The sequence below is a fragment of the Bradyrhizobium sp. UFLA05-108 genome, assembly GCF_059803455.1.
Genome location: NZ_JBANAZ010000258.1, coordinates 1 through 635, shown reverse-complemented (window position 1 = coordinate 635; position 635 = coordinate 1). Strand labels below are relative to the sequence as shown.

The following is a 635-nucleotide window of genomic DNA, read 5'->3' as shown; positions in this document are numbered from 1 at the left end:
CCGCCCAACGACGGCCCCAGCGCGGTGCCCACGGCCGACATAGTGCCGAGCAGCCCCATCGCGCGGCCGATTTTTTCCGTGCCCAGCGCCTCGCCCGCCAGCGCCATGGCGATTGACATCATGACTGCGCCCCCCAGCCCCTGCGCCAGGCGCGCCGCCAGCAGCAGCCAAAGCTGCGGAGCCAACGCACAAGCCAACGAAGCGGCGGTAAACAGCACGATGCCCGCCAGCAGCAGGCGGCGGCGATTGAGGCTGTCGCCCAAGCGGCCGATGCCGATGATGCAGGTGGTGACGGCCAGCAAATAACAGAGCAATACCCACTGCACCGCTTGGAACGAGGCATGGAACGCGGTGGCGAGCGCCGGCAGCCCGACATTGGCGATGCTGATGCCGAGCGATGACAGCAGCATGCTCAAAGACAGTGCGGCCAGTATGCCGCGGACGCCCTGCGGCGAAGGATGGGATAACATGATAAACACTCCTGACATAGACTGAGGATTAGCCTATGTCAGGGGGTAGGGTGGCGGAAGACGCACGGAGTGCACTGTATCCATGCGCCTGACGCCTTATCTGATGCGAGCCGTTACCAGGCGGCGATGTCCGGCTCGGGGAGCGGCAACGGCTGAGTCACACCG

At 65.2% G+C, this 635-nt stretch carries 1 protein-coding gene; it reads right to left on the bottom strand.

Going from position 1 to position 635, the window contains the following annotated elements:
- The coding region (locus tag SO140_RS46355; protein WP_498544258.1) for an MFS transporter at positions 1-470 on the bottom strand (470 nt) is incomplete at its 3' end.
- Between the last annotated feature and the right edge of the window lie 165 nt (positions 471-635).